Below are 24,487 nucleotides of genomic sequence, written 5' to 3'. Positions count from 1 at the left end.
ACACCGAGAGGCTAATGGGTGACCCCATTTTTAGTTTTAAAGCGCCTTCACAGACAAGGGCTGTTTGGTATCCACAGCTAAGGTATTACGGAGTGGCAGACCAAAGACTTCGGCTTCAATTTCAAAGATGTCGCCGGGTTGAGTCTCAATACCCTCACCAAAACTTAAAGTGGCAGTGCCAAAGTAATGCAGGTGGGCATCACCTGGACGGCAAAATAAATCATATTTAAAGTGGTGATGTTCCAGATTACTGATGCTGTGCGACATATTGTCTTCGCCACTAACAAAAGCTTTTTGCCACAGCAGTTTACCGTCACGGTAAATGCGAGATGTACCTTCAATATGAGCAGGTAAATCCCCCAGCAGCAATTCAGGGCCTACAGCACAAGGCCGTAATTTGGAATGCGCCAGGTATAAATAATTCAGCCGCTCGGTTTTGTGATCAGAGAATTCATTGCCTAAAGCAAAACCTATGCGCCATGGCTGACCTTCAACGTCATTGATATAAACACCAACAATTTCAGGTTCTTCGCCACCATCTAAAGCAAAAGAAGGAGACAGCAGTACAGCTCCGGGGGGGACCACTATGCTGCCATCTCCTTTATAAAACCATTCAGGTTGTACACCGGTTTCACCTGCAGCAGGTTTACCGCCATCCAAACCCAACTTAAACATTTTCATGGTATCAGTCAGTTCAGCCACTGCTTTGCCGCTGGTTTGAGCATGCATGTTCGCACGGGTATCGGCGCTGCCCAAGTGAGTCAGGCCTGTGCCTGTCACCAGTAAATGCGCTTGATCCGGATGATCAAAAGGCGCCAGTAAACGGCCTTCGGCTACTATGGCCTGATAATCAAGCCGTTGCTCACTGAGCAGTTCTGTCACCAGTTGTTGTAGTGGTTTTTTGGTAGCTAATGCCTGATTGGCCAGCTGATAAACGGTGTGGATCTGACCTAAAGGCTGAACCTCTTTGCTGGATAACACCAGAGCCACAGCGCGTTGCTGCTCTGGTGTGACAAATTGAATTAAACGCATCGCACATCCTCGTTAATTTTATATTTGTATTACAATAAGATCAATATCTGTTTTCTACACTCTGTTGTCAAGCAGAACTGTAGGGGCAGGGTTTATCCCCGCCCGTCTATTGATATCGCGGTACGTTTTGACGAGCCGGGACAAGCCGCGGCCCCTGCGCTCGGCGCACCCGTATCAGCTTTACTCTTTGCTTAAGCCTTCACTGGTCATAATGACCCTTTTTAAAGTGCCATCTGTATTGTAAAAAAGTCGGTCAACAGCCACTGAACGGCGGAATTCGCCACCATCAGGCTGAGCTGCACCCGTATGATAAAAAAAGTAATCTTTGCCTTTAAATTCAATAATGGCCTGATGGTTAGTGGGGGAGTTGCCCGCAACTTCATTCAGAATGTCCTGATAGACCCAAGGACCAGTGATTTTTTTACTGGTGGCGTAGACAATTTTCTCCGGGAAACCAGAGGCATAAGACAGGTAATACAAATCGGCTTTTTTGTGTACCCAAATGGCTTCAGTAAAATTCGGCAAATCCAGATTATGGATAGGGCCATCCAACTCTGTCATATTGGCTTTGAGTTTGGCGTAGCGGGCTTTGGTATTACCCCAGAACAAGTAGGCCTGACCGTCGTCGTCAATAAACACCGATGGGTCTATATCATCCCAGTCGATGTCAGTGTCACTAGTCATATCGTTGCTGATCAAGGCTGTGCCTCGCGCATCTTTAAAAGGCCCAAGGGGTGTGTCACCCACAGCAACACCAATAGCAAAACCATTGATACTGGCGTGACGTACTGTGACATACCAATAAAACTTACCGTCTTTTTCAATCACCTGAGAAGCCCAGGCATCGCCCTTAGCCCAGCTGAAATCTGTGGCTTTGAGCTTAGCGCCATGAGCCTGCCAGTTTTTCATATCTTTGGACGAAAACACCAACCAGTCATGCATGACAAAAAAGGTCTTATTGTCTTTGGCTTCATCATGGCCTGTGTACAAATAGACAGTGTCACCCACTACTAAAGCGGCCGGATCTGCGGTTCGGACATCGGTAAACAATGGATTGGCAGCCCACAGGCTAAGACTGAACAAACTTAGCCAGCTGTTGAGCATTAAAATAGTAAAAATCTGAACGTTTTTCATAATACCCCTGTCGTGATTTAATAATAATTATCTTATAGTATTACTAAATGAGCTGAATGTGCAAAATTTGCACGTTTTAGGAGCAAGAAAAAAAGATCAATCAAATCAATGCAGAGTGAATAAAGCTGCACAGCTTTGGTGAAAAATTTTTACGAACTGCTTGAACTTTGGCTTCAGCTTGATGTATTAGTAATACAATATTATTAAATTAAATTGTTTCAGGATTCAACTATGGCCCAAGACGAAAAGAAAAAAGTGCAGCTTCGCTCTGCCAGTTGGTTTGGTACTAACGACAAAAACGGTTTTATGTATCGCAGCTGGATGAAAAATCAGGGTATTCCTGATCATCACTTTCAGGGCAAGCCAGTGATTGGGATCTGTAATACCTGGTCGGAATTAACGCCTTGTAATGCACATTTTCGTCAAATCGCTGAACGGGTTAAAAATGGTATCCGTGAGGCTGGTGGTATTCCGGTCGAGTTTCCGGTGTTCTCCAATGGTGAATCGAATTTACGTCCAACTGCCATGTTAACGCGCAACCTGGCGGCTATGGACACTGAAGAAGCGATTCGTGGCAACCCTATAGATGGTGTGGTGCTGCTGGTCGGATGCGACAAAACCACTCCTGCCTTATTAATGGGCGCTGCCAGTTGTGATTTACCGACCATAGTAGTCACAGGTGGCCCTATGTTAAACGGCAAACACCACGGCAAAGATGTGGGTTCAGGTACGCTAGTCTGGCAGGCGCATGAAGAATACAAAGCTGGCCGTATTACTTTGGAAGAGTTTATGGATATGGAGGCCAGCATGTCGCGTTCTGCTGGTACCTGTAACACCATGGGCACAGCGTCTACTATGGCCTGTATGGCTGAATCTTTAGGCACCAGCTTACCTCACAATGCGGCTATTCCTGCTGTAGATTCACGCCGTTATGTGCTGGCGCATTTATCCGGTATGCGTATTGTCGATATGGTGCATGAAGATTTAAAACTGTCGAAAATTCTGACTAAAGATGCCTTTATTAATGCCATTCGTACCAATGCTGCTATTGGTGGTTCCACCAATGCGGTGATCCACTTAAAAGCTATAGCGGGTCGCATAGGTGTGGATTTGTCTTTGGATGACTGGTCACATGGCAAAGGCATACCTACGCTGGTAAACCTGCAACCATCTGGTAAATACCTGATGGAAGAGTTTTATTACTCAGGTGGTTTGCCGGCAGTGCTGCGCCGTTTAGGCGAAAACGGCATGTTAAATAATGATGCGTTAACAGCCAACGGCAAAAGTATCTGGGAAAACGTCAAAGACTCAGCCTGCTATAACGACGATGTGATCCGTCCTATCGATAACCCCTTGGTGGCCAGTGGCGGCATTTGTATTTTACGCGGCAACTTAGCGCCTCGTGGCGCAGTGCTCAAACCCTCAGCCGCCAGTCCGCATTTATTAAAGCACCGCGGCAAAGCTGTGGTGTTTGAAAACTTCGATATGTACAAAGCCCGCATTAATGATCCGGAACTGGATATCGACGAAAACAGCGTGATGGTGCTGAAAAACTGTGGTCCAAAAGGCTACCCAGGTATGGCCGAAGTCGGCAATATGGGTTTACCGCCTAAGGTACTGAAAAAAGGCATTAAAGATATGGTGCGTATTTCAGACGCGCGTATGAGCGGCACAGCTTTTGGTACTGTGGTACTGCATGTCACACCTGAAGCAATGGAATTAGGGCCTTTAGCTGCGGTGCAGGAAGGCGATTATATTCAGCTGGATGCGCACAATGGTGTATTGCATCTGGAAGTGTCGGACGAAGAAATCGCTGCACGTTTAGAAAAATTAAAAGCCACACAGGTGATTATGCGCACTGGTGGTTATATGGAAATGTATCGCGAACGGGTATTACAGGCCGATGAAGGCTGCGACTTCGACTTTTTAGTCGGCTGTCGTGGTGCTGCAGTGCCGGCTCATTCGCACTAGTTTAGGCATTGGTACCCGAGTGCTTTATGTGCAAGGGGAAGCCGGGCTTGTCAGGTGGGTGGTGCCAGCCTGACAGGCTATTTTATACGAGGCAAAATAATGAATTTAACCAATCACTACCCCAGCCTGAAAGGTAAGACCGTATTTATCAGTGGCGGTGGTTCAGGCATTGGTGCTTGCATGGTCGAGGCTTTTATTGCTCAGGGCGCTAAAGTGGCTTTTGTTGATATTTTAGAGGCTGATTCTAAGGCTTTAGTCGCTGATTTAACGGCAAAATACCAGGATGCCGAGCTGAAGTTTTATGCCTGTGATTTGCTGAATATTGATGATTTAAAGCAAGTGATAGAGCAGGTAAAACAACAACTTGGTGCTATCAGCGTATTGATCAATAACGCTGCCAGCGATACCCGGCATAACTTCCTTGAGGTCACGCCAGAGTATTGGGATCAGCGGGTCCATATCAATTTACGCCATCAGTTTTTTGCCATTCAGGCGGTGTATCCACAGATGAAGGAGCTGGGTGCTGGGTCCATTATCAACTTAGGTTCAATGAGCTGGTACGAAAGTCAGGGCGGTATGCCCGGCTACACCAGTTCTAAAGCTGCAGTGTTGGGCTTAACCCGTGGTTTAGCTCGTGATTTAGGGCCGGATAAAATCCGCGTCAATACGTTAACGCCGGGCTGGGTCATGACAGAACGTCAACTGAAGTACTGGGTAAATGAAGAAACGGCACGGGATATTGAAAAAAATCAATGCGTCAAAGACAGCCTGATGCCGGAAGATGTGGCCGCTATGGCGCTGTTTCTGGCCTCCGACGACAGCAAATTGTGTACAGCACAAAACTTTATTGTGGACGGTGGCTGGATCTAACTGCCTTGCAGCGATCCAGCCGCTTTTTTACCACCACTTTTTATGACTTAAGAGTAAACAAGGGTTTAGCAATGATGATTACAGGCCAACAACTGATTAACGGGCAATGGGTGCAAGGCGACGCGGGTCAATACCAAGCGGTCAATCCGGCAACTGCTGCTTTTATTGAACCTGTGATGAGTTATGCCAGCAAAGCTCAGGTGCATCAGGCGGTGGCTGCAGCTGCAGCAGCTACACCGGTGTTTGCGGCCACTTCACTTCAACAGCGTGCTGAGTTTTTAGAATTATGCGCTGATGAAATTATGGCTTTAGGCGATGCACTACCTGAACGTGTGGCGTTAGAAACTGGTTATCCAAAAGCCCGTGGTGAAGGCGAGCGCGCCCGCACTGTCAATCAGCTGCGGTTATTTGCATCTTCTATCCGCTCTGGTGAATACCTGAATATCCGTATTGATACCGCCTTGCCTGATCGTCAGCCTTTGCCCAGGCCGGATTTACGTTATACCAATCAGCCTATAGGCCCTGTGGTGGTGTTTGGTGCCAGTAACTTTCCATTGGCTTTTTCTGTGGCTGGTGGTGACACGGCGGCGGCTTTAGCTGCCGGGTGCCCTGTCATAGTCAAAGGTCATAACTCACACCCTGGTACCTGTGAACTGGTGGCGCGAGCGCTGCATAAAGCGGTGCAAAAGAGCGGTTTACCTGCCGGTGTATTTTCTTTGATTATGGGATCTGGCCGTGAAGTTGGCTCTGAACTGGTGATTGCGCCAGACGTTAAAGCTGTAGGTTTTACCGGCTCTTTAGCTGGGGGCATGGCATTGTTTCAACTGGCTAATAACAGACCTGAACCTATTCCTGTGTTTGCCGAAATGGGTAGTGTTAACCCTGTAGTTCTTTTGCCAGAGGCGCTTGAGCAGAATGCTGAAGGGATAGCTGCTGGTTTTGTTGGCTCTTTAACTTTGGGTGTGGGTCAGTTCTGCGTCAATCCTGGTGTGGCCGTGGCTATTCAAAGCCCGGCTTTGGACAGATTTTGTGCCGCTGCATCTGCTGCTTTAGCCAAAGTACCAGCTGGTGTGATGTTAAACGAAGGTATAGCAGCTGCTTATCAAAAAGGCACAGCACATTTGTCAGCTCAATCTGGAGTTGAATTGGTCGGCAGCGGTGAAGCTGTGGGCGACAAACCAGGGTTTTGCACTCAGGCCAAACTGTTTAAAGTCACAGCCGAAGCTTTTTTAGCCAATCCACATTTGCAGGAAGAAGTCTTTGGCCATGTCTCTGTGCTGGTGAGCTGCGCCGATCAGGCGCAATTGTTGGCTGTAGTACGGACTTTAAAAGGCCAACTGACAGGTACTTTACAGGCCACAGCTGCAGAGCTTTCTGCTCAGGCCGAATTGATTAGTTTGCTGCGGCAAAAAGTAGGGCGTCTGGTGGTGAATAACTTCCCGACAGGTGTTGAAGTCTGTGATGCGATGATGCACGGCGGACCTTTCCCAGCTGCTACTGATGCGCGTTTTACTTCGGTAGGCACGGCTTCTATTGCCCGCTTTGTTCGTCCTATTTGTTTCCAGAATTACCCAGCACAATTATTACCACCAGAGCTGCAAAACGCCAATCCATGGGGCTTACCGCGTTTGGTGAATGGGGTAAAAACCAGCGTTGCGGTTGACGCTTAACATGGGCTTTGTCGTCACTACCGACACTTTGCTGGTGGCTGCTTTAAAGCGGCCCTTGCAGCTGATTCAGCTGACCAATCCGGCCGGACTTAGTGTGACCTTAAGTAATTTGGGTGCAGGTTTATGGTCAGTGCTTATGCCTGAAGCTGAGACCGGTAACAGCGTTGAGCTTTTGCAAAACTATCAGGACCCAAGCCACTTTGCCCGCAATCCTTATTATTTTGCTGTGACTATAGGTAGGGTAGCGAACCGTATTGGTGCTGCCGCTTACATGCAACAAGGCCAAGTGATATCTTTGCCGGCCAATGAAGGACCCAATCAATTGCATGGTGGCCCTGACGGTTTAGGCAACAGGTTCTGGGGTTTTGAAATAGACCAGCAAGACGACAGTGTCAGCGTGACTTTCCGGACCTCCAGTTTAGAAGGCGATCAAGGTTTTCCTGGTCAGTTGGATGTGCAGCTGCGTTATACCTTGCTGGCGCATGACGAGCTGGTATTGGAATACAGTGCTTTGTCGGATAAAGACACTCCGGTCAGTTTAACCAATCATGCCTACTGGGCCATTGGCGGCGTCGGTAAAGGCACTGTGCTTCAGCAGCAATTGCAGCTTGATGCCGATTTTATTCTGGCTTTGGATAAACAACTGGTGCCCACAGGTGAGTTGTTACCAGCAACAGGTGCTTTTGATTTTAAAGCGGGAAAGCCGATAGGCAAGGATATTGGTCAGCTTGAAAACGGCTACGACCATTATTTTGTATTGAATAAACACCGCGATCAGAACCGCTCTGCGGCTTTAGTGCGCGATCCTGCCTCTGGCCGTACTTTGCAGTTGTTTACGGATCAACCTGGTATTCAGTTTTATAGCGGTAATTTTCTTGATGGTAGCATAGTGGGTAACCAAGGCATGCCAATAGAGAAATACGCCGCTTTATGTCTGGAGCCTCATGGTTACCCAAATGCGGTGAATAAACCAAATTTTCCAACAGCTTTGCTTAAAGCAGGGCAGTTGTACCGGCAATGCAGCCGTTTTGTATTGGGGTATAGCTAGAGTTTTATAACAAAGAGTTCAATCTAAAAATCGCGGGTCCGCCTTTAAAAAATATCATAAGGACCTGTTTGACAAGGGGAGTTAGCGTATGAAGATCAAATCCATAGTTGCAGGTCTTGGCCTGTGTTTTATCTGTCACAGCAGTTTTGCCACTACTGTAGGTTTTGCTCAGGTGGGTTCGGAGAGCGGCTGGCGGACCAGTTTTTCCGAGTCTGTCAAAGCTGAAGCGAAAAAGCGCGGCATAGAGCTGAAGTTTTCCGATGCGCAGCAAAAGCAGGAAAATCAAATCAAAGCGGTGCGTAGTTTTATTGCTCAGGGGGTGGACGCCATTATCATAGCCCCAGTGGTCGAAACCGGCTGGACTCCAGTGCTGAGAGAAGCCAAACGTGCCCGTATTCCTGTGGTGATAGTGGACCGTAATGTGCAAGTGCATGACGAGTCGTTATTTGTCACCCGTATTGCCTCCGACTTTGTTGAAGAAGGCCGCAAAGCTGCGACCTGGTTAATGAGTCAACCTCAGGCGCAACAGCAGTGCAATATCATCGAACTGCAAGGCACAGTCGGAGCTACAGCAGCAATCGATCGTGCTAAAGGTTTTAACGAAGTGTTGGCGAAACATCCGCAAGCCAAAATTGTCCGCAGTCAGACTGCTGAATTTACCCGTGCCAAAGGCAAAGAAGTGATGGAGTCCTTGCTCAAGGCCGAGCAGGGCGGCAAAGGTATTTGCGCACTTTGGGCTCATAACGATGAAATGGCCTTAGGTGCTATTCAGGCTATTAAAGAAGCTGGCCTGAAACCAGGTAAAGAGTTGCTGGTGGTGTCTGTGGACGCTGTACCGGATTATTTTAAAGCCATGGCCGATGGCGATGCTAATGCCACAGTGGAGCTGAACCCGCATTTAGGTGGCCCGGCTTTTGATGTGATTGAAGGCTATCTGAAGGGTAAAAAAGACACAGAAAAGCTGATCCGTACCACAGGGGATTTATTTCTGCAGGATACGGCTGCTGCTGAATATGAAAAAAGACGCCTGAACTAATTCATTTTGTAACGCCAGCCAAAACGGCTGGTTTTCAGGAGGTCCTGATGTCAGATCAGATAAACACTGCAGCACAACCCTTGCTGCAACTGCGGCAGATCAACAAAAACTTCCCTGGCGTAAAAGCATTGCAGCAAGCCCAGCTGAGTTTGTATGCCGGTGAAGTGCATGCTTTATTAGGTGAAAATGGCGCTGGTAAATCCACCTTAGTGAAAGTGATGACAGGTGTGCTGCAAAAAGATGGTGGCGAGCTGTTGTTGGGTTCTAAAGCTCTAAGTTTTGCTACACCTAAAGACGCACAACAAGTTGGCATCAGCACTGTGTATCAGGAAGTGAATTTACTGCCAAATTTATCCGTAGCCCATAACTTGTTTTTAGGTTCAGAACCTAAGCGTTTTGGCTTAATTGATAAAAAAGCCATGGCACATCAGGCGCGGCAATTATTAAGCACTTTTGGCCTCGATATCAACGTCACTGCGCCTTTGTCTGAGTTCTCAGTTGCAGTGCAACAGCTGGTGGCTATTGCCCGTGGTGTAGCCCCTAAACGTGGAGCCGCTTGCACCAAAGTGCTGGTGCTGGATGAGCCTACCGCCAGTTTAGATGCCGATGAAGTTCAAACTTTATTTCAGGTGTTGCGCCAGTTGAAACAGCAGGGCGTGGCCATCGTTTTTATTACCCACTTTTTGGATCAGGTGTATCAAATCAGCGACCGTATTACGGTCATGCGTAACGGCTGTTTTGTCGGTGAATACCATACAGCCAGTTTAAACAAAGCCGAATTGATTGCCGCTATGCTCGGTAAAGAGCTGTGTCAGCAGCGTCATCAGACACCTTGTCTGGTAGTGGAACAGTCAGAATCCATTTTAACAGCGCGGCAGTTAAGCTCTGGCCAGTCAGTGCAGCAGCTGGATCTGGATTTACCTGCAGGCCAGGCTGTGGGTTTAGCGGGTTTATTAGGTTCAGGTCGCACCGAAATTTGCCGTTTGTTATTTGGCTTGGATCAAGCCGATGGCGGCACTTTAAGTTTTGCAGGTAAGGCCATTAAACTGAGTAATCCGGCACAAGCCATAGCCCTTGGTATTGCACTTTGTCCTGAAGATCGTAAAACCCAGGGCATGATTGCAGCTTTATCCATTCGTGAAAATATCAGCTTAGCGCTGCAGGCGAAACAAGGCTGGTGGCGGGTGCTTTCTAAAAAGAAGCAGCAACAACTGGCTGATTTTTATATTGAAAAACTGCAAATAGCCACGCCGGATGCGGAGAAGCCTATAGGTCAATTGAGTGGTGGCAATCAGCAGAAGGTGATTCTGGCACGTTGGCTGGCTGTGGAGCCACAGTTGTTATTACTGGACGAGCCTACCCGCGGTATCGACATTGGTGCTCATGCTGAAATATTGCAGCTGATCCGTCAGCTTTGTCAGCAGGGTATGTCTTTGCTGGTCACATCGTCTGAACTGGAAGAGCTCACTGCCTTTTCCAGCAAAATAGTGGTCATGCGTGACCGGAAAAAAGTAGCAGAGCTAAGTGGTGAAGATCTGAACTCAGATCGCATTATGGCTGCTATTGCAGGAGCCAGCGTATGACGAGCGAGGCAACAGTTTTGAATTCTACCCCCGAACAGTTAAAAGCAGCGAGACAGGCGCGTTATAGTCCGGGCCAGTCGGCGCATCAATTTAGCTTATACCTCTATCCGTTGCTGGCTTTAGCTTTGTTATTGCTGGTGAATCTGCTGCTGGACCCACAGTTTTTCTCTTTGCAATGGCAGGATGGCCGCTTGTATGGGCCTTTGATTGATATTGTCAATCGCAGTGCGCCCGTGGCCTTGTTGGCCATCGGCATGAGTTTAGTCATCGCTACTGGCGGTATTGATTTGTCGGTCGGCGCCGTGATGGCAATTTGCGGCGCAGTGTGCGCTAACTTATTACTGCTAGGCGACTGGTCCATTCCTGCAGTGATAGGCCTGGCTGTACTGACTGGCTTAGCTTGTGGCCTGGTGAATGGCTTGATGGTCAGTTATCTGGGCATTCAGCCTATAGTGGCTACGCTGGTGTTGATGGTGGCAGGTCGTGGTGTGGCGCAGCTATTAAACCAGGGGCAGATTGTTACCTTTCAGAACCCTGACTTTGCCGCTTTAGGTTCAGGCTCCTTTTTAGGTTTACCAGTACCTGTCTGGCTGGTATTGCTGGCGCTGCTGATTATGCAGTTGCTGCTTCGACGCACAGCTTTAGGCTTATTTATTGAAGCTGTAGGCTGCAATGCCAAAGCCAGTCGTTATTTAGGTATAGACGACAGAGGCATTAAGTTGACGGTGTATTTACTGGCTGGTGGTTGCGCTGCTTTGGCCGGTATTATCGCTACCGCTGATATTCAGGGTTCGGACGCCAATAACGCCGGTTTATGGTTAGAACTGGATGCCATTTTAGCCGTGGTGATAGGGGGTGCGGCTTTAACAGGAGGGCGCTTTTCTCTGCCTCGTGCTGTGATAGGAGTACTGATTATTCAGGCCTTGAGCACCACCATAGTAGTCAGCGGTTTACCTGCCAAATTTAATTTATTAATCAAAGCTCTAGTCATATTGCTGGTGCTGATGTTGCAGTCTGAACTGTTTCGTCATCAGCTTAAAAGCCTGTTTAGTTTTGGCAAGCTGCGTGGAGGAAAAGTCTGATGTCCCGCACTTATTTACCTTTGTGGATCACTTTTACTTTGGTGTTGTTGATGTTCGGTGCTGGTGCCAGTCAGTTCGAAGGTTTCGCCAGTCTGCGAGTGGTTACTAACTTAATTAGCGACAATGCCTTTTTGCTAGTGACGGCTTTGGGTATGACGCTGGTGATTTTATCTGGTGGCATAGACTTGTCTGTCGGTTCTGTTATCGCTTTAAGCGGCGTGGCAGCAGCCTTATTGATTGGGCCTTATCAGTGGCATCCACTGCTCGCTTTTGCTCTGATATTGCCTTGTGCCGCGCTCTTTGGCGCTGGTATGGGCGCCTTAATTCAGTATTACCAACTGCAGCCTTTTATTGTCACTTTGGCGGGCATGTTTTTAGCCCGGGGTGTGGCAACGCTGTTGAGTGAAGAGTCCGTCGCTATTGAACATCCTTTTTATGATGCAGTGGCCGAGTTTGGGCTGGAGCTGCCGGATGGCGGCTGGCTGGGTGCAACCTCTTTGCTGACCATAGCTTTGGTGCTATTGATGTTGGTACTTACTCACTACAGCCGATTTGGCTCTTATGTCTATGCCTTGGGTGGCAATAGCCAATCGGCTCAACTGATGGGTGTTCCTGTCGCCCGCACTACTATTTTGCTATACGCGGCAAGCAGTATGCTGGCCGCTATGGCTGGTATTATTTTTAGTTTTTATACCTACTCAGGTTATGCGCTCTCTGCTGTAGGTGTCGAATTGGATGCTATAGCCGCTGTGGTGATAGGCGGTACCTTACTTACAGGCGGCAGTGGTTTTATTATCGGCACTGTGTTGGGTGTATTGCTGATGGGCCTTATTCAAACCTATATCAATTTTGACGGCAGCTTAAGCAGCTGGTGGAGCAAAATAGTGATAGGCGGTTTGCTGTTTTTCTTCATCGCTTTGCAAAAGCTGCTGAGCCAACAATGGCGTCGTAAAGCCGGAGGACAGGCATGAGCGAGTTCACCTTACTGCATAGCATCCCGCTTCAAAACAAATTAGGTGAAGGTATAGTCTGGCATGGCGCCACAGAGTCGGTTTGGTGGACCGACATTCATGGTCGCTTTTTGTATCAGTTATTCTGGCCTTCACTGCAGTTAAATACCTATCCACTGCCTGAGCGCATCAGCTGTTTTGCGTTACTAAATGCACATGACTCCATGCGCTCTGACTATTCCATGCTGGTGGCTTTTGAGTCAGGTTTTGCCTTGTATCAGCCACAAACTCAACAGCTGTTTTGGTTGGTGAAACCTGAAACGCATTTATCTGGCAATAGAATGAATGATGGCCGAATCGACCGTCAGGGCCGGTTTTGGGCTGGCACTATGAAAGAGCAGGATCATGGCCAGCATGGCAGTTTATACCGGCTGGATCAGCAGGGTTGTCATAGGGTGATAACCGGCTTACAGATCCCCAATAGCCTGTGCTGGAACAAAAACAGCAGCCTGATGTATCACGCCGATTCACCCACTGGCGAGATTTATTCGTATGGCTTTGATGCAGAACAAGGCACAGCTTCGCAGCCAGAACTTTTTGCCACAGTCCCCAAGGGCGCAGAACCTGATGGTGCTGTGATAGATGCAGAAGATCATTTGTTGTGTGCTTTATGGGGCGGCGCTGCGATAGCCCGTTATTCGCCGTCAGGACAGCAAACGGCTTTGCATGGTTTACCTGTTAGTCAGCCGACTTGCCTGGCTTTTGGCGGGCCTGAACTGGACCTGCTGTTTGTCACTACAGCGCGACAAGGTTTAACGGAAGAACAGTTACAGGCAGAGCCAGATGCCGGTAGTTTATTGATTTATCAGTCACCTTATCAGGGCTTGCCTGAATCTGAATTGGCGGTGCTGGACTGGTTGGCTTTACAAAAAAATGGAGGTTGTAATGTGGAAGCTGATTAGCATTTTGTGCATAGGCCTGCTGAGTTTTAATCTGTTAGCGCAAGATACCGGACTGCTGATTAAAAACCGCGCCGATCCCTGGGTGTACAGGGTTGCAGCAGATTCTTACTACTTCACAGCTTCAGTGCCAGAGTTTGATCGTATAGAACTAAGGCACAGCTCCAGTATTAAAGGCTTAGCACAGGCAGAAGCTAAAGTGATCTGGCGCAAAAAAGACCAAGGTCCAATGAGCGCTAATATCTGGGCGCCTGAACTGCATCGTATAGACGGAGCCTGGTATATCTACTTTGCCGCGGGTCAGGCTGATCAAGCTTTTCATATTCGCACTTATGTGCTGAAAAACAGCTCTGCTGATCCACTGCAAGGCCAGTGGCAGGAGCTGGGGCCGCTGAACACCGGCTGGGATAGTTTTAATCTGGATGCGACTCATTTTGAGCATCAGGGCCAGCATTATTTGGTGTGGGCACAGCAGGACAAGAACAAAAGCTATAACAGCGCTTTGTGGATAGCCAAAATGCGTAGCGCCACTGAGCTTGAATTACCAGCCACTTTACTGACAGAACCCACTCTGGATTGGGAGACTTTAGGTTATAAAGTCAATGAAGGCGCTGCAGTACTAATCAAACATGGAAAAATCTGGCTGGCTTATTCCGCCAGTGCCACCGATCACCGATATGCGATGGGGCTGCTGACAGCGTCAGCAGATGCCGACTTGCTGAAAACCTCAAGCTGGACCAAAGCGCCTAAGCCAGTATTTTACACCAACGACAGCCTCAAACGTTTTGGTCCAGGTCATAACAGCTTTGTACTGGCCGAAGATGGCGTCACTGACTTAATGCTGTATCACGCTCGTGATTACAAAGAGATTCAAGGTAATCCGCTGCAGGACGGTAATCGCCACACTCGTGTCCGTCCCTTGTACTGGACAGACAAAGGCGAGTTAGACTTTGCCCAGGACAAGCCTGATTAACTCATTATTCCGCTGTGCGTCATCAAAAAATACACGCCTTGTAACAATTTTGTTTCAGGGCGTTTTTGTTTTTCGTTTAGTCTTAGACTTTTGCATTGCTCATTCTCTTTCCGTTAAGCTAGGTAGTGAGTGCAGGGCAAGCTTTGATTAAACACAGGCAGGGAGAAGGTATGAAGTTAAAACAGTCGGCTTTGGCGCTGATGCTTGGGCTGGTGATCAATTCGGCGCAGGCAACAGAAGCTAAAGATATCCAAAGTTTTACGCTTAAAAATGGCATGAAAATTCTGGTGCTGGAAGATGCATCTATTCCCAATGCCAACAGCTATTTGTTCTGGAAAGTAGGGTCACGCAACGAATACCCAGGCATTACAGGTATTTCACACTTTTTTGAACATATGATGTTTAACGGCGCCAAAAAATATGGCCCAAAGAAGTTTGACCAAACCATGGAAGCCGCAGGTGGCGCTAACAATGCTTACACTACTGAAGATTTAACTGTCTATACCAACTGGTTCCCGGCCAACGCTCTGGAGACTATTTTTGATTTAGAAGCAGACCGTATTGCGAATTTGGATATTAACGCCAAAATGGTTGAAAGCGAACGAGGCGTGGTGACTTCTGAGCGCTCAACCGGTCTCGAAAACTCTAACTTCCGTACTATTCAGGAAGCATTGAAAGGTGTGGCTTTTTTAGCCCATCCATACAGCTGGTCTGTGATTGGTCATGAGTCTGACATCAAAGCCTGGACTTTGGATGACTTAAAGCGTTACCACAAAACCTACTACGCACCAAACAATGCAGTGATGGTGGTTGCCGGCGATGTGAAGTTAGCCGAAGTGAAAAAGCTGGCGCAGCAGTATTTTGCACCTATTCCCTCGCAGCCAGAGCCTGAAGCTGTGCGTACTGTCGAGCCGGAACAAAAAGGTGAACGCCGGCTTTATGTGCAAAAAGCCTCAGTTACCAGCCCAAATTTACTCTTAGGTTTTCATATTCCGGCCAGCTCCAGCCCGGATTATTATGCGCTGGATTTACTGAATTCTATTCTGAGTCAGGGCAACAGCTCACGTTTGTATCAGGGCCTGGTCGACAAAGAACTGGCGATGGATGTATTTAGTTATTTGCCTATGTCCTTTGACCCGAACTTATTTTATATGATGGCCATAGCCAATCCTGGAGTCAAAGCTGCAGATCTCGAGACTGCGCTGATTGGTGTTATTAATAAAGTGGCCAACGAAGGTGTCAGTCAGGACGAGCTGGAAAAAGCCAAAAACCAGAAGCTGATGCAATTCTATAGGGAAATGGAAACCATCAATGGTAAAGCCGATATTATCGGCACCTACGAGCTGTATTTTGGCAGCTATCAGAAGTTGTTTGATGCGCCTGAAAACTATCAAAAAGTGACACCTGCTGATATTCAGCGAGTGGCACAAAACTACCTGAAAAAATCCAACCGCACTGTTGCTGTGCTGGACTCTGCTGAGGATAAAGATCTATGAGCCATTTCAGAAAAACGCCAAAAGCTGTGGTGCTTGCGCTAGTCAGTTCTTTTGTTTTTGCTATGCCAGTTATGGCTGCTCAACAAAATACGACCGGCAGCTTCCAGCTGCCAGCCTATGAAAAACTGAAGTTAGACAATGGCTTGACTGTATTCTTATTACCCCAACACGAAGTGCCTTTAATTACAGTGCAGGCCACAGTGCGGGCCGGTGCCGTCAACGACAAGGTGGCAGGTTTAGCCCAGTTAACCAGTCAGGCGTTATTGTTGGGCGCTGGTGGCAAAAGCAAGGCGCAAATTGAACAGCTGGTCGATTTTTTAGGGGCCAGTTTGAACAGTGATGGCTCTATGGAAGGTTCCAGTCTGCGTGCTGATTTTATGGCAAAAGATACAGAACAAATGCTCGCTGTATTTCATCAGGTGCTGACTCAGCCTGCTTTTGACGCCACAGAGTTTGACAAGTTAAAAGCGCGTCAGGTGGCTGCCGTCGCTCAGGCGAAAGAAAGCCCGCGTATGGTGATGGATCAGTACTTTAATAAACTGGTATTTGGTGCTCACCCTTATGGCAACGCGGTTTCAGGCACTGCTGCTTCATTACAGAGCATCAGCCAGCAGCAGGTGAAAAACTTCCATCAAAGTTATTATCAGCCCAATAATACCGCTATCAGCATAGTGGGCGACTTCAAAGCTGAAGTGATGAAAGCGCAGTTGCAAAAGCTGTTTGCCAGTTGGAAAAACGGGGCAGCAGTGCAGCAACCTGATTTAACGGCGGCTTTACCAAAGGCAGAAAAAGCCAAAGTCTTGCTGGTGAATAAAGCCGATGCGATAGAAACCACTTTTAGTATTGGTGGTATCGCTATTAAACAGGACAACCCGGATTATGTCGGCATCAGTGTAGTGAATACAGTCTTGGGTGGCCGTTTTACTTCCTGGCTGAACGACGAGCTGCGGGTTAACTCAGGTTTAACCTATGGTGCCCGCTCTGGCTTTGAGCGTTACTCAGCCAGCGGTACTTTTAATATCGGCAGTTTTACCAAAACTGAAAGTACACAGGCTGCTGTGGATTTAGCCCTGAAAACCTATCAGCGTCTATGGGATAAGGGCATTGATCAGGCTACTTTGGATTCAGCCAAAGCTTATGTCAAAGGCCAGTTTCCACCTCGTTTTGAAACCAATACGGCCTTAGCTGGCTTGTTAGGTGATATGTACCTGTATGGTTTTAATCAGGACTATATCAACAGTTTCCAAAGCAAAGTGGATCAACTGTCAGTGGCTGAAAGCAAACGCCTGATCAACAGTTATTTCCCTAAAGATCAGCTGCAATTTGTGCTGATTGGCAAAGCTGAAGCTATTAAAGACGTTGCCAAAACTTATGGCGAAGTCAAACAAGTAGAAATTACCGCAGATAGTTTCTGATCTATACCCAATGGATTTCGACATGGGCGTAGGCGGCCAGGCTGTGCATCCCAATGAGCTTAGCTGTACTAAGTGATTGGGGTGGACAGACGCAGCCAACCCCCGTGCATTTTGAAAGACGAATGGTATAAAGCTATGGCCCTGCCGCTGTGCAGGGCCTTATACTCCGGGTATTCCTTCGTTAAATAAGTACAGCGCTTGAAGTCTCAATTCAAACTGCTCAGCCTGGTGTTCAGCCTTTGCTTGTTGTGCTCTTGCAGCCCACAGGGTAGTTCTGCTTTTTCTCAGCATATTTATATTTGGCAGCGACTCTGGACAGCTGAACACGCCGGGGCTTTGGCACAAAGCAAAGCAGATTTCACTGTATTGAGGGTTTTAGCTTTGCAGCTGCATCAAGCTAAAGCTGGCCCTGTCTGGATAGAAACGAAGGTCGATTTAGCTCTGCTGGCTGGCGATGGCCGCGCTGTGCATCTGGTGGTGCGTCTCGATGGTCAGTTAAAACAATTACCAACAGCTTTGGTGCAGAAAAAACTCTCCGCGCTGCTGCAATTATGGCAACAGCAAGGGGTGAAGGTCACGCAACTGGAGCTGGACTATGATTGTGCCAGCAGTCAACTTGCATCTTATGCTGACTGGATCAAAGAGTTACGTCAGCTATTGCCTCAGACTCTGGCTTTAAGCATTACGGCTCTACCTGACTGGTTAGGCAAGCCGGGTTGGCTTGAATTGCAACAGCAGGCGGATCAACTGACCTTACAGGTGCATTCAGTTTTATCGCCTGAACAAGGCTTGTTTCAGCCAGAGCTCGCCAAAGGTTGGGCGCAACAATTAGCGACAAAGGCACAAAAGCCATTTTATATTGCTGTGCCTTCCTATCATTCTGCATTGCTAAAACAAGAACAGGGTTGGCTTGTTGAAAGTGAACAAGCATTGCAAAGTCAAAGCGAACGACAAGAGTTATGGCTGGATGCTTTAGCAGTGCAGGACTTTAGTTTGTGGTTAAAGCAACAAGACTGGCCGCTATTGCAGGGGCTGGCCTGGTTTCGTTTACCTCTGCCATCCGATAAGCGCAGCTGGTCCTATTCCCAATTACAGGCAGTCAGTTCGGGTAAAACGCTAACTGCTGACTTGAAATTAAGTTTGCATGGCGAAGCTCCGCAGTTTGAACTGGTGGCAGAAAACCATGGGTTCGTAGCTGCGCCATTACCGCCACAGATCAACCTGTCTGGTGCTTTGTGCAGTGCAGCTGATGCGGTATCAGGGTACAAGCTAAACTTTTCAAAAGATAAAAATCAGCTGCAGTTTGTTTTAAGTAAAGCTGAAGCTATGGTGCAACCCCGTCAACGACTGGTGTTGGGCTGGGCCACTTGTCAAAACTTAACCCTTTCCGCATTTAAAGGATGATTTTATGCTGAAATTTAATAAAGCCTTGCTGCTTAGCTGCATGACCTTAGCAGGTAGTGCGCTGGCCTGTGGTCCGGATTTTCCTATGATGCTGAGTTCAGACCGGGCTCACACCTTTGCGGCACTGACAGAACCGGTATTTTTAGTGGAAGTTCAGGCTTTGGCGGCAGCTGTACCTTCGCTTGTCTCTGAGCCATCAAAGTCAGGCGATACGGTTTTTGCAGACAGTTACGATTATCAGAACGAGCGCTGGGTCAGTGCCACAGAACAAGCAGAGCGCCAGTTGCTCAGTAAAGAACAGGCCCTTATAGTGCAACAAATGCGTCAAAGCGCCACAGCGCAGCAGGCGTTAGCTGCAGGGGAAACTTTGGCTGCTGAACTGCGTTTCTACACAGCAGCTGCTGTGGCTTTTGCACAAAAAGATGATCAGCAGGCCATCGCCTTATTTCGTCAGGTGCTGGCTTTGCCTTTGGAGCAACAGCAGCAAAGACGCAGCTGGGCTTTGTATTCACTCAGCCGGGTTTTGCTACGGCAATACGATATGGATCACAGAGCCGAAGTGGCTACTTTATATAATCAGTTGCAACAAGAAGTCGCTGCTGGCCTTGCCGATCCGTTGCAGTTGGCTGTGGCCAGTTTAGGTGAACAAGCAAAGCTAGCGAAACAACAAGGTGACTGGACTACAGCTATAGCTTTGTATGCAGCGCAAAGTCGCTGGAGTGAAAGTGGCCGCGCGTCTTTATTGTGGTTAAGTAAAGAGCTGGCTGCTATGCCGGACCAGGAGTTAATGTCTTTAGTGAAAATGCCTGCTGTGGCTGCTTTATTAAGTCGTTACCTGATGACCCAGTTCAGCGCTTTAAGTTATCTGGAACCAGAACAGTTGCAGCGTTTGCTGGTGGTGCTAAATCAAGTACCAGATATTCAACTGAAAAATGCCACACAACTTGCCACAGTGGCGTATCAGCAAGGCCAGTTTGCGTTAGTAGAGCAGTTATTGCCTCATTTGGATCAAACGGCTTTGGCTTTTACGCTGCGGGCAAAAATGGCATTAAAAGCCGGTGACAGCAGTAAAGCCGCGGAGTTTTATGCCAAAGCCAGTCAATCTTTTGCCCCTGAGCTCAGCCAAACAGAAGTGGTGCCAGTACAGCAAGACTACTACAGCAAACTTTCAATCGAAGACTTACAAAGGCAGCACTATTGTCGTGTGCAGGCTGAACACGGCATTGTTGAATTAAGCCGTGGCGATTATCTGCAGGCGATTTCTCTGCTAACGGCTGCCGGTATGGAGTATTGGCAAGATACGGCTTATATCGCAGAGCGGGTGCTGACGCTGGATGAACTGATAAGCTTTGTAGCTTTGCACCCTGTGGCTGCTGTACCGGAAAAATCTGAGTGGCATTATTTTGGTGATACCCCAGTTGAGGTGTTATTGCATCATTTAACAGCCAGACGATTGATGCGCGCTGGTCACTACCAGCAAGCACAAGCCCATTTTGTTGACCCTGGATTAAAGCAACTGGCAAAGCGCTATCAAAGCTATGCTGAAGCAGCAAAAAGCAGCTGGACTGATAATGCCAAAGCCGAGGCTTTGTTTGCACAGGCAAAACTGGCCAGAGCGCATGGCCTGGAGTTATTGGGCTTTGAACTGGCACCTGATTATCAAGTGTTTTATGGTCAGTTTGAACCTTATGAAGACGAAAGCAGATCACAAAGTCTGCCTGGTGCTGAGTTACAGCGTTTAGGCAGTTCAGCGCCAACATACAACAGCAGGTTTCATTACCGGCACTTTGCCGCTGACTTGTCGGCACAAGCTGCAGAGCTGGTACCGCAAAACAGTCAGGCTTTTGCGGCAACTTTGTGTCATTCGACAAAATGGCTATTACTACGCCAGCCTGAGCTGGCAAAAGCTTATTATCAGCACTATCTGCAACATGGGCCTTACGTTAGCTGGGGGGCTGAATTTGGCCAAAATTGCCCAGAGCCTGATTTTGTCGCAGCGAAACAACGGCAATACGATAACAGGCAGCAGCAACTACGCCTGTCAGCCAGGCCTTTTAAGCTGCCGATTTATGCTGCCGCTGTACTGGCGCTATTGGGGTTGGGTTATCTGTTTTGGCGGCGTAGACCAGAAAAGTAGGGCAGGCCTTCATAGCGGCTGCCTGACTTATGCCATTAAGTTTTATTTGTAATACAATAATATTGAATTATTATTAACCCTGTCTGTTTCAGACGAGCCAGCAGCATAGCTGGCCTATCCAATATGACAGGGGATTATGATGACAATAGTAAAGTTTAAAAAAGCGTCTTTATGGCTGGCGCTTAATTTGATTTTGGTATCAGCTTGTGGCGGTTCTGGTAGTTCTGAACCCGTTGTAACACCACCAACTTCGGGGAATCCACCGCCAGTGGTTATACCTCCACCAGTAACGAATGCGCCCACTTTTACTAATGTGGCAGTACACGACCCCTCGGTCGTCAAGGTAGGCTCAGAGTTTTACATTTTTGGCTCTCACTTAGCGGCGGCTAAATCCACTGATTTACAAAACTGGACCTTAGTGGCCGATGGTGTCAACGCTAACAATAAGCTGATGCCCAATGCCGCAACAGAGCTGAAAGAAACCTTTGACTGGGCTCAAACTTCAACGCTTTGGGCTGCCGATGTAATTGAAATTGGTGGCAAGTTTTATATGTACTACAACGCCTGCAAAGGCGATTCACCGCGTTCGGCTTTGGGTATTGCAGTGGCAGACGCAGTCGAAGGGCCTTACAAAAACCAGCAGCTGTTGCTGAAATCCGGTATGTGGGGACAAGCCAGTGAAGATGGCTCAATTTACGATGCCACTGTTCATCCGAACGTAGTAGATCCTGATGTATTTTTTGATAAAAACGGCCGCTTATGGATGCTGTATGGCTCCTATTCGGGAGGGTTATTTATTCTGGAGCTGGATAAAACTACGGGTATTCCTTTACCGGATCAGGGCTATGGTAAACACCTGATGGGGGGGAATCACAGTCGGATAGAAGGCGGATACGTGCTGTACAGCCCTGACAGCGATTATTATTACCTCTTTGTATCTTTTGGTGGTCTGGATGCCAATGGTGGTTACAACATACGTGTGGCGCGCTCCAGTAATCCTGAGGGTCCTTATTTTGACGCCTTGGGCAATTCAATGGCGGATGTCAAATCCAACCCTGCTTTGCCGTTATTTGATGATGCCAGCATAGCGCCTTATGCCGAAAAATTAATGGGTAACTTTCTGTTTGAACGCCAAAGCAGCGAAGCTGGCACTGGCATTGGTACTGGTTATGTCTCCCCTGGCCATAACTCGGCCTATTATAATGAAAGTTCTGGTCAGTATTTTTTGATATTCCACACCCGTTTTCCACAGCAGGCTGAATTGCATCAGGTGCGGGTGCATCAGATGTTTATCAACAAGAACGGCTGGCCTGTGATAGCGCCGCACCGTTATGCCGCCACTGCAGATAAAACAGTAACGATGGAGCAAGTAGTGGGCAGCTACAAACTGATTGAGCATGGCAAAGATATTTCGGCCGAGATTAAAAAGCCGGTCAGTATTAATTTATTAGCCAATGGCACTATCAGTGGTGATAAAACAGGGCGCTGGGTGTATGGAGTTAATCAGCAGATCAGTATTAACCTGGATAGCGGCGGTAGTTATGAAGGTGTGATATCACGGCAATGGCACGAGACACCAGCCACATGGACTGTGACTTTTAGTGCCTTATCTACTGAAGGTAAAACTGTGTGGGGGACGCAGAACTAGCACTGGGGTCATAGCACTGGGGTCAGGCCTTGAAAGTTGAATCAATATCCAAGGCCTGACCCCAAAGAAAAAACCCAGCCGAAGCTGGGTTCCAATTTNGGGGTCATAGCACTGGGGTCAGGCCTTGAAAGTTGAATCAATATCCAAGGCCTGACCCCAAAGAAAAAACCCAGCCGAAGCTGGGTTCCAATTTATGGCAGGGGTACAGGGATTCGAACCCCAGAATGGCGGGATCAAAACCCGCTGCCTTACCGCTTGGCTATACCCCTGCAGAACTGTTGTAGCTGAAATTGTGTAATTTGATGATTACACTGCCACTTCAATTAAATGGCAGGGGTACAGGGATTCGAACCCCAGAATGGCGGGATCAAAACCCGCTGCCTTACCGCTTGGCTATACCCCTGCAGAAACTGCAGAATTCTTACTTGCTTGGTGCGGAAAGAGAGACTCGAACTCTCACGCCTCGCGGCGCTGGAACCTAAATCCAGTGCGTCTACCAATTTCGCCATTTCCGCTAACACTGGACGAACAAATTAAGTGGTGGCTACAGCGGGAATCGAACCTGCGACCCCAGCATTATGAGTGCTGTGCTCTAACCAGCTGAGCTATGTAGCCACTATGTCTTAGTTGTCCTAAGCAAGTGGCGCGTATTATGCTCATCAAGCTTTTTTGCGTCAACCGTTTTTTTGCTACATATTTGTCAATTCGGTTTGTTTGCTGGTTTTCTATGCAAGTTGGTGTTAACTCAACCAGATTTTTTGATTTTTTTGCTCTGTGTATGGTCTTCTACGAGCTTTCCGGTAGTATCGGATTGCTAATAAAACTAAAAAATAGACTCAGTGACTATAGAGTCAGTCAGAGGAAAACCCATGTCGACAGATGTAAAGCAGGCCCGTTGGCCACGACAAATCCCCTATATTATTGCCAGTGAAGCTTGTGAGCGTTTCAGCTTCTACGGTATGCGTAATATTTTAACGCCTTTTTTAATGACAGCTTTGCTGTTATCTATACCTGAGGAAATGCGCGCCTCTATGGCGAAAGAAGTGTTTCACTCCTTTGTGATTGGTGTGTACTTTTTCCCTTTATTAGGCGGCTGGTTAGCCGACCGTTATCTGGGTAAATACAACACCATTTTATGGCTGAGTATTGTGTACTGTATTGGTCATTTGTTTTTGGCCTTGTTTGAAACCAGTAAGGAAGGCTTTTACACCGGCTTGTTTCTGATAGCGCTGGGGTCGGGCGGCATTAAACCCTTAGTTTCTGCTTTTATGGGCGACCAGTTTGATCAGAGTAATAAAAAGCTGGCACAAAAAGCTTTTGATATCTTCTATTTCACTATTAACTTCGGCTCCTTTTTTGCGTCCTTATTAATGCCACTGACCTTAAAGCACTTTGGTGCTGCTGTCGCTTTTGGTATTCCTGGCATACTGATGGCACTAGCTACCTTATTTTTCTGGCTAGGCCGCAAACGTTATGTGCATATAGCGCCAGAGCCTAAAAACCCGCATAGTTTTTTAAAAGTAGTGAAAACCGCTTTATTCGCCAAAGAATCGGGCAAGGCCAATGGCGGCCTCTATCTGGCTTTTGTAGGTTTTGCTTTGGCGATTTTTAGTTTAAGCCAAACCCCCACTTTAGGTTTTGTCGCAGCTTTTTGTTTAGCTTTAGTGCTGGTGATGGGTTTTGGTGGGGCAGGTGCTGCTATTCAACTGGAAAGAGCTCGGGGTGTACACCCTGATATAGCAGTAGATGGTGTGCGTTCAGTGCTGCGTATTCTTATTTTGTTTGCTTTGGTTACACCTTTCTGGTCTTTGTTTGATCAAAAAGCTTCGACCTGGATTTTACAAGCCAATGAGATGAGCAAACCAGACTGGTTTGAACCCGCCATGATGCAGGCATTAAACCCGCTGCTGGTGATGCTGTTGATCCCTTTTAACCATATGGTGCTGTACCCGCTGTTGGAGCGTTGTGGTGTGCGTATTACAGCGCTGCGCCGTATGGGGGCTGGTATTGCCTTTGCTGGTTTAAGCTGGATTGTGATTGGTTCAGTGCAACTGGCGATGGACGGTGGCACTGTGATGT

18 protein-coding genes and 4 tRNA genes are annotated in these 24,487 nt (G+C 47.7%); 16 read left to right on the top strand and 6 right to left on the bottom strand.

Translation table 11 applies throughout. The annotated features are described in order from the left end of the window. Positions 1-36: 36 nt before the first annotated feature. Positions 37-1,032, bottom strand: a complete 996-nt coding sequence (gene araD1, locus EMM73_RS18440) for an AraD1 family protein (protein WP_127688251.1) — start codon at positions 1,030-1,032, stop codon at positions 37-39. 180 nt (positions 1,033-1,212) lie between these two features. Next, on the bottom strand, positions 1,213-2,166 hold the full coding sequence (locus tag EMM73_RS18435) for a glycoside hydrolase family 43 protein (protein WP_222422701.1): 954 nt from the start codon (positions 2,164-2,166) through the stop codon (positions 1,213-1,215). 231 nt (positions 2,167-2,397) lie between these two features. Here EMM73_RS18435 and EMM73_RS18430 point away from each other — a divergent pair, with 231 nt between their 5' ends. From EMM73_RS18430 to EMM73_RS18360, 15 genes are all read left to right on the top strand, one after another. Beyond that, positions 2,398-4,137: an IlvD/Edd family dehydratase gene (locus EMM73_RS18430; protein WP_127688250.1), complete on the top strand. Its 1,740-nt coding sequence runs from the start codon at positions 2,398-2,400 to the stop codon at positions 4,135-4,137. A gap of 99 nt (positions 4,138-4,236) precedes the next feature. Then, complete coding sequence (locus tag EMM73_RS18425; RefSeq protein ID WP_127688249.1) at positions 4,237-5,007, top strand: SDR family NAD(P)-dependent oxidoreductase; 771 nt, start codon at positions 4,237-4,239, stop codon at positions 5,005-5,007. A 71-nt stretch (positions 5,008-5,078) separates the two neighbouring features. Further along, positions 5,079-6,677: an aldehyde dehydrogenase (NADP(+)) gene (locus tag EMM73_RS18420; protein WP_127688248.1), complete on the top strand. Its 1,599-nt coding sequence runs from the start codon at positions 5,079-5,081 to the stop codon at positions 6,675-6,677. Then, on the top strand, positions 6,667-7,725 hold the full coding sequence (locus EMM73_RS18415; protein ID WP_222422700.1) for an aldose epimerase family protein: 1,059 nt from the start codon (positions 6,667-6,669) through the stop codon (positions 7,723-7,725). The genes EMM73_RS18420 and EMM73_RS18415 overlap by 11 nt, the downstream gene beginning before the upstream one ends. An 88-nt stretch (positions 7,726-7,813) precedes the next feature. After that, on the top strand, positions 7,814-8,761 hold the full coding sequence (locus tag EMM73_RS18410; protein WP_127688247.1) for an ABC transporter substrate-binding protein: 948 nt from the start codon (positions 7,814-7,816) through the stop codon (positions 8,759-8,761). A gap of 47 nt (positions 8,762-8,808) precedes the next feature. Continuing rightward, entirely contained in the window at positions 8,809-10,344 is a 1,536-nt protein-coding gene (locus tag EMM73_RS18405; protein ID WP_127688246.1) for a sugar ABC transporter ATP-binding protein, read from the top strand. Next, positions 10,341-11,426, top strand: coding sequence for an ABC transporter permease (locus EMM73_RS18400; RefSeq protein ID WP_127688245.1), 1,086 nt, complete (start codon positions 10,341-10,343; stop codon positions 11,424-11,426). Before EMM73_RS18405 ends, EMM73_RS18400 begins: the two co-directional genes overlap by 4 nt. After that, positions 11,426-12,397: a galactofuranose ABC transporter, permease protein YjfF gene (gene yjfF, locus EMM73_RS18395; protein WP_222422699.1), complete on the top strand. Its 972-nt coding sequence runs from the start codon at positions 11,426-11,428 to the stop codon at positions 12,395-12,397. The genes EMM73_RS18400 and yjfF overlap by 1 nt, the downstream gene beginning before the upstream one ends. Beyond that, complete coding sequence (locus EMM73_RS18390; protein WP_127688243.1) at positions 12,394-13,338, top strand: SMP-30/gluconolactonase/LRE family protein; 945 nt, start codon at positions 12,394-12,396, stop codon at positions 13,336-13,338. The genes yjfF and EMM73_RS18390 overlap by 4 nt, the downstream gene beginning before the upstream one ends. Next, complete coding sequence (locus EMM73_RS18385) at positions 13,322-14,308, top strand: glycoside hydrolase family 43 protein (RefSeq protein ID WP_222422698.1); 987 nt, start codon at positions 13,322-13,324, stop codon at positions 14,306-14,308. The genes EMM73_RS18390 and EMM73_RS18385 overlap by 17 nt, the downstream gene beginning before the upstream one ends. Positions 14,309-14,478: 170 nt before the next feature. Next, positions 14,479-15,804, top strand: a complete 1,326-nt coding sequence (locus EMM73_RS18380; protein ID WP_127688241.1) for a M16 family metallopeptidase — start codon at positions 14,479-14,481, stop codon at positions 15,802-15,804. Beyond that, a complete protein-coding gene (locus EMM73_RS18375; RefSeq protein WP_127688240.1) occupies positions 15,801-17,219 on the top strand; it encodes a M16 family metallopeptidase in 1,419 nt (472 codons plus the stop codon). The genes EMM73_RS18380 and EMM73_RS18375 overlap by 4 nt, the downstream gene beginning before the upstream one ends. A gap of 198 nt (positions 17,220-17,417) precedes the next feature. Further along, on the top strand, positions 17,418-18,623 hold the full coding sequence (locus EMM73_RS18370; RefSeq protein WP_127688239.1) for a DUF3142 domain-containing protein: 1,206 nt from the start codon (positions 17,418-17,420) through the stop codon (positions 18,621-18,623). A 4-nt stretch (positions 18,624-18,627) separates the two neighbouring features. Next, the gene (locus EMM73_RS18365) at positions 18,628-20,760 is read left to right on the top strand and encodes a hypothetical protein (protein WP_127688238.1); all 2,133 of its coding nucleotides are present in this window, start codon (positions 18,628-18,630) and stop codon (positions 20,758-20,760) included. 139 nt (positions 20,761-20,899) lie between these two features. Continuing rightward, positions 20,900-22,408, top strand: a complete 1,509-nt coding sequence (locus EMM73_RS18360) for a glycoside hydrolase family 43 protein (RefSeq protein ID WP_127688237.1) — start codon at positions 20,900-20,902, stop codon at positions 22,406-22,408. A 194-nt stretch (positions 22,409-22,602) separates the two neighbouring features. Here the strand turns inward: EMM73_RS18360 and EMM73_RS18355 are convergent. From EMM73_RS18355 to EMM73_RS18340, 4 genes are all read right to left on the bottom strand, one after another. Continuing rightward, positions 22,603-22,677, bottom strand: a tRNA-Gln gene (locus EMM73_RS18355). A gap of 59 nt (positions 22,678-22,736) precedes the next feature. Beyond that, positions 22,737-22,811, bottom strand: a tRNA-Gln gene (locus EMM73_RS18350). A gap of 27 nt (positions 22,812-22,838) precedes the next feature. Then, positions 22,839-22,923 (bottom strand) — tRNA-Leu (locus EMM73_RS18345). A gap of 23 nt (positions 22,924-22,946) precedes the next feature. Next, a tRNA-Met gene (locus tag EMM73_RS18340) sits at positions 22,947-23,023 on the bottom strand. A 254-nt stretch (positions 23,024-23,277) separates the two neighbouring features. Here EMM73_RS18340 and EMM73_RS18335 point away from each other — a divergent pair. Next, a partial coding sequence (locus EMM73_RS18335; protein WP_127688236.1) for a POT-type proton-dependent oligopeptide transporter occupies positions 23,278-24,487 on the top strand: 1,210 nt, incomplete at its 3' end.

The sequence above is a fragment of the Rheinheimera sediminis genome (genome assembly GCF_004005375.1).
Classification (GTDB): Bacteria; Pseudomonadota; Gammaproteobacteria; order Enterobacterales; family Alteromonadaceae; genus Pararheinheimera.
Note: the sequence above shows the minus strand (reverse complement) of the source record. Positions and strands in the feature narration are given on the sequence as shown.